This window comes from Roseiarcus sp., from assembly GCF_052145395.1.
GTDB lineage: Bacteria > Pseudomonadota > Alphaproteobacteria > Rhizobiales > Beijerinckiaceae > Roseiarcus.
In genome coordinates, this window is sequence record NZ_JBKQOT010000816.1 from 1 (window position 1) to 9,225 (window position 9,225).

The following is a 9,225-nucleotide window of genomic DNA, read 5'->3' on the forward strand; positions in this document are numbered from 1 at the left end:
CTACCGGAGATTCGGCGATGACCGACCGCAAGCCGCTCGCTCGCTACGGCGCTATGGAGAGCGCGCTTCGCGAGCGGCTTGCTCCAGCCGAGCTACACCACAAGTTGGGACACGGCCCATATTTTATATTTCACCAACTCAAACGTCGGGATGATGAGAGGTTGGCCATGGACCTCCGCGAAGCCAAAAAGGCTCTCCAACTGGCGCACGATGTCGCGCCTGATGATTCGCACGTTGTCGCGACCGATCCACACACCGAGGGGAACAATTCCGCTGAGCAGAACGATCGATATGAAAGTCAAAATATCGGAAATGGTATAACCGGTAGGCATCGTAAGTCTCCTCCGAATGGACCCAAACACTAAACGGCGGCAGGCGCATTGACCCACATCAAGAGCGCGGCATTATTAGAAGAATTTTGTCCCGGGCCGGCTGAGATGACTGGCGCGGCATCGCTTACTCGGCCTCCGCGGCGAGAGGCCCGATCGTCCCGACGGCGGCATCCGATTGAGAGGCGCGCGGCGAAGAATGGACTCTGCGGCCCTGACGAGGGTGGTCTTCCCGCTCCGCCACCATATATGCTGCGAAGCATTCCAGACACCGGACAGGCGTTATTCAGCCCACCGAGAATTTTAACTTCGTACACGGTGATTGGACATTATACACTATTATAGTATGAAAAAACTTAACCAATTATTGCACCATAAATAATTTGCTTGGCCTTATAAATACGTCTCTTCTACACACGCCGCCGTCCGCCCCTCGTAAGAGAGGGTTGGAAAAGGCGCCGCAAAGCCTTGAAAAGGTTGATTCCGGAGGCAGAAATGGCAAAGGGGGCCGCCCTCACGCCCCCCGCTCCCGGAGAGCCTTAGCCAGCGCGATGTAGTCGGTCTTGCCCGACCCCAGCAACGGTATCGCGTCGAGCACGACCACCGAGGCGGGGGCCATGATCGAAGAGGCGCCTTTGATCTTCATCCACGCGTCGACCTCGGCCTTGGTCGCCCCCGCGTGGGTCGTGGCGAGGATGACGCGCTCGCCCCGTCGCGGATCGGGCGCGGCCACGCAGGCGACCACGTCGTCGGGCCACAGGCCCCACATGAGATCCTCGATCGCGCCGAGCGAGATCAATTCGCCGGCGAGCTTGGCGAAGCGCTTGGCCCGGCCCTTGATGGCGACGAAACCGTCGGCGTCGATCGCCACGATGTCGCCAGTGTCGTGCCAGCCGCCGGCGGGCGGCTCGAGCTCGCCGGGATTATCGGCGCGGTAGTAGCCGATCATCACGTTCGGCCCCTTGACGAACAGCCGCCCGCCCTCGTCGATGCCGGGCACGCGCTCGATGCGCGGGGTGATGTGCGGCAGGAGCCTGCCGACCGTTCCGTGTCGGTTGAACATCGGCGCATTGACCGCCAGCACCGGGGAGGCTTCCGTCACGCCATAGCCCTCATACAGGGCGAGGCCGAACTTCTCCAAGTAGACGCGCCGGGTCTCGGCCTTGAGCGCCTCCGCGCCGGCAATAACATAGCGGAGCGACCGGAAGCCGTCGGCGTCGGCGTTACGCGCGTAGCCGGTCAGGAACGTATCGGTGCCGACCAGCACCGTCGCCCCCACTCTGTCGATGAGATCGGGGATCTGCCGGTAGTGCAGGGGCGTCGGGTAGAGGTAGACTCGCATCGAGGTCATGAGACCGAGCAGGCATCCCGCCGTCAGGCCGAAGGCGTGGAACATCGGCAGCGGATTGAAGAAGATGTCGGAGACCCGGAGATCGTAGCGGGCGTCGACCTGGGCGCAATTGGCGAGAATGTTGGCGTGCGAGAGCACGACGCCCTTCGGTGCGCCCTCGGTGCCCGAGGTGAACAGAACCGCCGCCGGATCGTCGGGCTCGCGCGGTGCAAACGCCCGGCCGGCCGTCAGCGCGGCGACGAGCTTGTCGCGTCTCGTTGCGCTCGCGCGCACGTCCTCGAGCCAGACGATGCGTGCGACATGGCTGATCGCCTCGACGACGTCGGCAAGCTCCGCCTTCTCGACGAACGCGCGCGAGGTCAGCACCAGCCGGATCTGCGCCAAATGGCAGGCGCCGACCAGATTGGCGGGCCCGGCGGTGAAGTTGAGCATCGCCGCCACGCGACCCGTCGCCTGCAGCGCCATGAACGTGACCACGGCGCCGTTGGCGTTCGGCAGCATCAGACCGATCGTCTCGCCCGCGGCCGAGATCTGGACGATCTTGCGCGCCAGCACGCCGACCCCGATGCGGAACATGCGCATGGTCAGCGCCCCTGCGAGCGGGTCCTCGACGACGGTGCGCGAAAGACCGTTCCTGCGGGCCTGCGCCTCAAAGGCGGCGTGAAGCGTGCGGCGGATGTCGGTCGTCTCGAACACGACGTCGGCCATCAGATCGGCGAGCGCGACCCCCGCGGCGCGACGGCGCCCCCGACCATCCGGAGCGCGGGGAACCGCGAGCCGTCGCGGCGGCAGGACCGTGACCTTGATTTTGGGGAGGAGGGCCCGTCCGGCCTGTGCGGGATCGAGTCGGGAGAAAACCGTGCGCTCCGCGCCTTCGATGCGGACCGGCGTGACCGGCGCGCCGGTCTTCTCGATCATCAGCGAGAGCGCCTCATAGTCGCGCAGCAGGACAGGAGTGAGCGCCGTGCGTCCTTCCGGGAAGACGGCCAGCGCACGGCCCGCGCGCGCCTCGGCGACCAGCGCCCGGGCGGTCAGCGGCCGGGCCGGGTCGAGCGGCCGGACCCGAGCGAACGCCAGCAGCGGTCCCAGCAACCTGCGCCGCGCCGCCGCGCGATCGACGGCGAGGAGCGGCGGCTCTTCCATGATCGCGGTCAACGCCGCGGCGTCGAGGAACGAGACATGGTTCACCGCGATCGCGGCGCATTCGCCCGGTCGGGGAAGGTTCTCAGCTCCGGCGACTTCGAGGCGGTAGAAGACCCGCAACGCGGTGCGCGCGCAGAAGGCGAGCGTGTTCGCGGGCAGGTTGCGGAAGACATAGACAGCCGCCACGACGTTGGCGAGGCCGAGCAGCACGAGCGCGGTCGGCTCGCTTAGGCCCAAGACCTGGAGCAGGACCATGGTCACGACCGAGCCGGCGACCATCATGAGGTAGTTCAGCGCGTTGACCGCGCCGACGACGCGCGCGCGCCGGTCCTCGCCGGCCCAAGCCTGGATGGCCGCGAAGATCGGCACGACGAACAGCCCGGCCGCTGCGGAGAAGAAGAACAAATCGAAGGCCAGGCGCATGCCCAACGGGCTCGTGAAAAATTCGGAGAGCGGGACCTCGCGAGCGGCCGGCGGCAGCCCGCGGGTCGCCAGCCCCAGATCGACCAGTGTCGCCGCGAGCACGAGGAGGAGAAACGGCGCTGGCGCGAGCTCGATCCGTCCATGCGACAGCCGCGCCGCGGCAAGCGAGCCGAGCCCGACGCCGACGGCGAAGATGAGGTTGACGGCGATTTCGACGTCGAGGCCGCCGCCGATGCGCGCCTTGACGATCACCGGCACGAGCGACAGGGCGACGATGCCGACCGTCCAGAACCAGCTGGTGGACATTGCCGCGACCCACTGCCGGCGCTCGGACCGGAGATCCTGAATGATCCGCCAAGTCGAGGCGACGACGTTCCAGTGGACCTTGAGGCCCGGCGCGCCGACCCCGGTCGGCGGGATGAATCGTGCCGCCGCGTAACAGGCGACGGCGAGGACCATCATTTGCGTCACGACCCCGAGGGTCGAGCGGCCGTTCGCCGCTGCGAGCCCCCCGACAATCAGGCCGCAGATGATCGCTGCGTAGGTCGCGCCCTCGACCAAGGCGTTGCCGGCGACGAGCTCCTCGCGCCGAAGGTGGTCGGGCAGGATCCCGTATTTGATCGGGCCGAACAGGGCAGCGATGCAGCCGAGCCCAAACAGCGCCAGGTACAGCAAGTTGAGGGAGGACAGGGCGAAGCCGGCTGCCCCGATCGCCTGTACGGCAATCTCGGCGAGCTTCAGGCGACGAGCGATCGTTGCCTTGTCGTGCGAATCGGCGATCTCGCCGCCGAGCGCCGAGAACGGGATCGCCGGCAGGACGAAGACCATCGAGGAAATCAGGATCTTCATGCTGCTGTCCTGTGCGCCGAAGCGGAACAAGATCAGCATCACAAGCATGTTGCGGACGAAATTGTCGTTGAAGGCGGAGAGGAACTGGCACCAGAAAAGCGGCGCGAACCGCCGCGACGTCATCAGGGTCCGGAACATAATCAGGCGTCCCCCGCGCTCATTTGGGGGCCCTTGGACGCCAAAAAGGCCCGCCGCGTCAAGCGGCGCGACGGCCGCCTACTGAATCAGGTAGCGGACGCCAATCCGGACCTGCTGAGAGACATTGCTCTGATGCAGCGTTGTTCCGGTCTGCGGATTGACGAGCGTGCGGGTTGCGCCGCTGTTGAGGTAGCGGTAGCCGACGTCGATCGCCACGCTCGGAGTCAGTTGGTAGCTGAACCCCGCCATCAGCGCCCAGGCGAAGCCGTAGGTGGTCGAGTTGATCGTGCGGTTCCAGTTCTGCGGCGCGAAGGGGATGGCCGGCTGCGGCGTGATCGGCGTCCCATAGGGGTCGACCCAGATGAGCGGATAGGCGCCGGTCGGGGTCAGGTCGGCGGCGTAGGTCTGGCCGTTGGCGGTCTCGTAATAGTTGAGGCTGCCCTGCATCGCGCTGATGGTCGCGCCGAGTCCGCCGCCGACATAGGGCGTCAGCCCGCTCCAATTGCCGAGATCGACATAAGCGTTGGCGAGGAAGGTGTTGGCGTGCTGCCGCACGCTCATAACGCCGTCGCAGGTGTCTAATGGATTGTAGAAATAGCCCTGCAAATACCCCGTCGACAAGCTCGGCTCGCCGTAGAGGCCGTAGGGGCAGACGACAGTCGCCGAGCGGTTCAGGCCGGCGCCGGCGCGGTAGTCCCAGGTCGCGTCGACGCGCAGATAGTCGCGGAAGCGGTAGCCGAAGCCGAGGGCGCCGTCGGAGGTCGTGCTGCGGGCGGTTCGGACTGCTTGACGCGGCGAAGGGCAGGCCGGCGGCGCCCGGCGGCGGTACGGACACAGGCGCGTAGGAAATGGTTGGCCCGTCGTCGAAGCTCGCGCCGATGTCGCCGCGCAGATACCAGTTCGAGCCGATCTCGATCGCCGTTGGCGCCTGAGACGCCGGGAAGCTCGCGGGCGGCGCGGCGCCGAACAGGTCGGCCGCGTGAGCCGGCGTCGCAAGCGCGAGGCTCGCGAGCGCGGCCCTGGTCACAAGCTTCATCGTCTCGCCCCGGAGTAGCCGCCGGCCGCGAAGGAGGCGGCCTCGGTGGCATTGTCGCGGCGCCGGCTTGTCCGGAGCTTGAGAGCGGATCGATGGCGCGCGTCAAGCTTCGAACTGTAGCGGGCCGTCGAGGAAGCGCTGCGCGTGTAGGAAGCGGGCGAGCCGCGCGGCAAATTCGCGCCTCGCCTTCGTCAGCGGCGGCCGCGAGCGCCGCCAGCCCGGCCGCTCGGGCCCCTCGGCCCATTCCGGCCACGGCGATTTTTTGAACCAGTCGCGGTAGGTCTCGGCGAAGCGCGCCTCGCCTTTCCAGGCGTCGAGCGTCCACGGCTTCGGCGCGTTGACGAAATGCAGAACGATCGGATCGATCCGCCGCTCCAGGTCCAGGAGAAAGAAATCCCCCATGAAATTGTAGCGCGGCGAGAGCGGCGCGAAGCCGCCCTTGAGGGTGGCGTTGAGCGCATCCTGCTCCATGAACGGATAGCGCTGAGGATTTTCGGCAAGCGCCTTTGCGACCTGCTCGGTAAGCTTTTCCCGCCGCCAGGCGGCGCGGTCGATCGCCATCATCCCGGCGTTGAAATAGGGAGTGTCGAGCGCGAGGCCGAGCCCCTGGCGCGACCGGCGGAACTGGCGCACGAGCGCGTCCTCCTCGCCCTTGAAATCCATGAGGAAAATCATGTCGTAGGCGGCCGCGAGCGGCTTGCCTGCGAAGTCGAAGCCGGCGAGACGCGAGAGGCCGGGCCGCACGATCAGCATGTCCGAATCGACGCTGATGATCCGCTCGATCGGAGCGGGGAGGATCTCGGCGAGGAAAAGGCGACGGAACACCGCGCGGGAGAACCGGCCTTTGCCCGAAAGGCTCTTGTCGTAGGACGAGAAGTCGAGGGTCAGGAGGTTCATCCGTTCGCGTAACCGCGCAGCGAGCCGGTCGAAGCCCGGCGTCACGTCGTCAGGCTCGCAGATCAGGTAGATCTCGTGCGTCTCTTCCGGCTCGGCCTCAATCAGCGAGGCGATCGCGCGCACGGCGGGCGGGAAGAACGCGCGGTCGGGCGTAAAACAAAAGGCGGTGCGCAAGGAAAGCGTCCCCAAAATCGCCGGCTGGGCGGCGGAAGCTCGCTCAAGCGGAAGTCACCGACTCCCGGAACCGGCTGCGGGCCTGCCGGTTCGTCGCCGAGGCGCCATTCTGGCGTCAGGGGGTCACGCCAAGACAGAGGGCCAACGCCATGGAATATCTGCATACCATGATCCGTGTTACGGATCTGAAGGCCACGATCGCCTTCTTCGAGCTGATGGGTTTTGTCGAAACGCGCCGGACGGAGAGCGAAAAGGGCCGCTTTACGCTGGTCTTTCTCGCCGCCCCGGGCGACGCCGAGCGCGCGCGCAAAACCCAGGCGCCGCTGATCGAGCTGACCTACAACTGGGACCCCGAGGTTTACACCGGCGGGCGCAATTTCGGCCATCTTGCCTATCAGGTCGACGACATCTACGCGACCTGCAAGAAGCTCATGGACGCAGGCGTGACCATCAACCGCCCGCCCCGCGACGGCCGCATGGCCTTCATCCGCACGCCCGACGCGATTTCGATCGAGCTTCTCCAGAAGGGCGAAGCGCTCGCTTCCGCCGAGCCCTGGGCGTCGACGCCGAACTCCGGGGTGTGGTGAGGACGCCCCGCTGTCCTGGTCTTTACGGACGGCTTGCGCGTGAGCCGCGGCTTCCGGATGGACCCATTATGCGGTTCTGCATGACAGTGCGCTTGCCGGTGCAAGGCGTGCCTTCAACGGCCGCTGCCGGGCGAGAACGACATGCAGAGTCCAGCACAAATGAAAGTCAGCGCCAACAAGGTAATCGAACGCGGCCGCGCTCATCGAGCGATTGGCCGCATCCGGGCCGCCGTCGCCTGGCGGGGCGGGGCGGCCGCGCTCACGGAAAGAGACCGCTCCGCCCTCGTCCAGGCGCTCATCCGTGAGGCCGAAGATTACGACGCCGATGCGATCGTCGAACTCCGCTTCGACGTCGACAGCGTTCGAAGCGCCGACATCGACGCGACGCCCTTGAACCGCGTCACGGCGACGGCCCTCGCCGTCAGGTACGCCGAAGCCGCCTGAAGCGACTGCGTCCTGAGCCGCTTCAGAGGAGCGCGGCGGTCACCAGATTGCGGAACACGACCCGGAAATACTCGCGGTATTCCGGCGATTGCACCATGAGAATGGCGAAAAGGTCGTCGCGCGGCGAGATCCAGAAGGTCGTGCCCATCATGCCGCCCCAGAAATACTCCCCGACGCTGCCCGCGCTCGGCGCCAGTCCGTCGCGGACCCGCACCGCGACGCCGAGGCCGAAGCCGTGGCCCGGCCACAAGAGGGCGTGGTTGCGGTTGACCTTCGCGTCGAGGTGGTCGCTCGCCATGTAGGCGATCGTCCGGGGGCTCAGCAGACGGGCGCCCGCGAATGCGCCGCCGTTCGCCAGCATCGCGGTGAAGCGCGTATAGTCGGCGAGGGTCGAGACGAGGCCCCCACCGCCCGACTCGAACTTGGGCGGCGAGTCGATGTTCACGGAATCGGCGCCGGCCGCGATCATGACCTCGAACGAGAACGGGTCAGCGCGCCGGGCGAGCTTGGCGTGCGGCGTGAAGAAGGCCGTGTCCGTCATGCCGAGCGGCCCGAAGATATGAGCCCGTAGGACGTCGCTGAGGCGCGCGCCCTCGACGATCTCGACGATGCGCCCGAGCACGTCGGTCGAGACGCTGTACTCCCAGGCCGTCCCCGGCTGATGCATGAGCGGAAGCGCGGCCATGGCCTCGACGTTCTCGGCCGTGGTCCGGTCGGCGCTCAGTACGTTAGCGGCCTTGATGAGCTTCTGGACGGGCGTGACTCCGGTGAAACCGTAAGTCAGGCCCGAGGTATGGCGCATCAGGTCCTGCACCGTGATCGGGCGTGCGAGCGGCTGCAAGTCGAGCCGGTCCCCGGTCGGGACGCCCACCTTCACGTCGGCGAAGGCGGGAATGTAGTTCGAGACGGGGTCGAGGACGGACAGCCGCCCCTCCTCGACAAGCATCATCGCGGCCACCGAAACCATCGGCTTCGTCATCGAATAGATGCGGAAGATCGCGTCGTCGCTCATCGCCGGGCCGCCGGGCCGAAGTTCGCCCAGCGACTGCCGGTAGGCGATCTTGCCGTGGCGGGCGATCAGCATCGAGAGACCCGGCGCCTTCCCCTCATCGATCTGACGCTGCATGGCGTCCGTCAGCCGATCGAGCCTGTGCGGATCGAAGCCCAGGCGCTCGGAAGGGACGTAAGGCAGGACGAAGGCGCACATGACCGACTCGCTGGCTTTGAAAGGCGCGCGGAGCATAGCCGCTCGCGGCCGGGGGGCAAGCCGACCCATCGCCGCACGAGGCGGCCCGCCGCCTCCACTTTTCGGCCGGTCCGCGGTCGTGCGCTCCGTAGGAGTCGCGCTGGACAGCGTCGCGCCCGCGCGGGACAACGAGCCATGAACCTTTTCGACGACGCGAGTCCTCGGGGCGAGCCGCCGCCGGCGCCGCTCGCCGAGCGGCTGAGGCCGACGAGCCTCGCGGAGGTTTCGGGGCAGGAGCATCTGACCGGGCCGGACGGCGCGCTGACGCGTCTGCTGCAGTCCCCGACGCTCGGCTCGATGATCTTCTGGGGGCCGCCGGGGAGCGGCAAGACGACCGTCGCCCGCCTCATCGGCGCCATGCGGTCCGACGCCTTCGTCCAGGTCTCGGCGATCCATACGGGCGTCGCCGACCTTAAGAAGATTTTCGACGTCGCCCGCGCCCGGAGGGAGCAGGGGCAGGGCACGCTCTTGTTCGTCGACGAGATCCACCGCTTCAACTGCGCCCAGCAGGATTCCTTCCTGCCGGTGATGGAGAACGGCGCGGTCACGCTGATCGGAGCGACGACCGAAAATCCTTCCTTCGAATTGAATGCAGCGCTTTTGTCGCG

Annotated in this window: 8 protein-coding genes; 4 read left to right on the forward strand and 4 right to left on the reverse strand. The window is 66.8% G+C overall.

Going from position 1 to position 9,225, the window contains the following annotated elements:
- Positions 1-365: hypothetical protein (locus ACLP25_RS28120; protein WP_442472394.1), on the forward strand; the 365-nt coding region annotated here is incomplete at its 5' end.
- 478 nt (positions 366-843) lie between these two features.
- Here ACLP25_RS28120 and ACLP25_RS28125 read toward each other — a convergent pair.
- The 3 genes from ACLP25_RS28125 to ACLP25_RS28135 form a co-directional block, all read right to left on the reverse strand.
- Entirely contained in the window at positions 844-4,233 is a 3,390-nt protein-coding gene (locus ACLP25_RS28125) for an acyl-[ACP]--phospholipid O-acyltransferase (RefSeq protein ID WP_442472396.1), read from the reverse strand.
- A 78-nt stretch (positions 4,234-4,311) separates the two neighbouring features.
- On the reverse strand, positions 4,312-4,854 hold the full coding sequence (locus ACLP25_RS28130; protein WP_442472397.1) for an outer membrane protein: 543 nt from the start codon (positions 4,852-4,854) through the stop codon (positions 4,312-4,314).
- A gap of 517 nt (positions 4,855-5,371) precedes the next feature.
- Positions 5,372-6,340, reverse strand: coding sequence for a glycosyltransferase family 8 protein (locus tag ACLP25_RS28135; RefSeq protein ID WP_442472398.1), 969 nt, complete (start codon positions 6,338-6,340; stop codon positions 5,372-5,374).
- A gap of 149 nt (positions 6,341-6,489) precedes the next feature.
- Here ACLP25_RS28135 and ACLP25_RS28140 point away from each other — a divergent pair, with 149 nt between their 5' ends.
- A complete protein-coding gene (locus tag ACLP25_RS28140) occupies positions 6,490-6,927 on the forward strand; it encodes a VOC family protein (RefSeq protein ID WP_442472399.1) in 438 nt (145 codons plus the stop codon).
- Positions 6,928-7,068: 141 nt separating this feature from the next.
- Complete coding sequence (locus tag ACLP25_RS28145) at positions 7,069-7,371, forward strand: hypothetical protein (protein ID WP_442472400.1); 303 nt, start codon at positions 7,069-7,071, stop codon at positions 7,369-7,371.
- 22 nt (positions 7,372-7,393) lie between these two features.
- Here ACLP25_RS28145 and ACLP25_RS28150 read toward each other — a convergent pair whose 3' ends face one another.
- Positions 7,394-8,578: a serine hydrolase domain-containing protein gene (locus ACLP25_RS28150; protein WP_442472401.1), complete on the reverse strand. Its 1,185-nt coding sequence runs from the start codon at positions 8,576-8,578 to the stop codon at positions 7,394-7,396.
- 174 nt (positions 8,579-8,752) lie between these two features.
- On the opposite strand from ACLP25_RS28150, the gene ACLP25_RS28155 reads away from it, so the two are divergent.
- Positions 8,753-9,225: AAA family ATPase (locus ACLP25_RS28155; protein WP_442472402.1), on the forward strand; the 473-nt coding region annotated here is incomplete at its 3' end.

Bases quoted from the DNA above. Each gene is read 5' to 3' on its own strand.
- ACLP25_RS28150 (WP_442472401.1), bottom strand. From the start codon at position 8,578: ATGTGCGCCTTCGTCCTGCCTTACGTCCCTTCCGAGCGCCTGGGCTTC.
- ACLP25_RS28140 (WP_442472399.1), top strand. From the start codon at position 6,490: ATGGAATATCTGCATACCATGATCCGTGTTACGGATCTGAAGGCCACG.
- ACLP25_RS28125 (WP_442472396.1), bottom strand. From the start codon at position 4,233: ATGTTCCGGACCCTGATGACGTCGCGGCGGTTCGCGCCGCTTTTCTGG.
- ACLP25_RS28145 (WP_442472400.1), top strand. From the start codon at position 7,069: ATGCAGAGTCCAGCACAAATGAAAGTCAGCGCCAACAAGGTAATCGAA.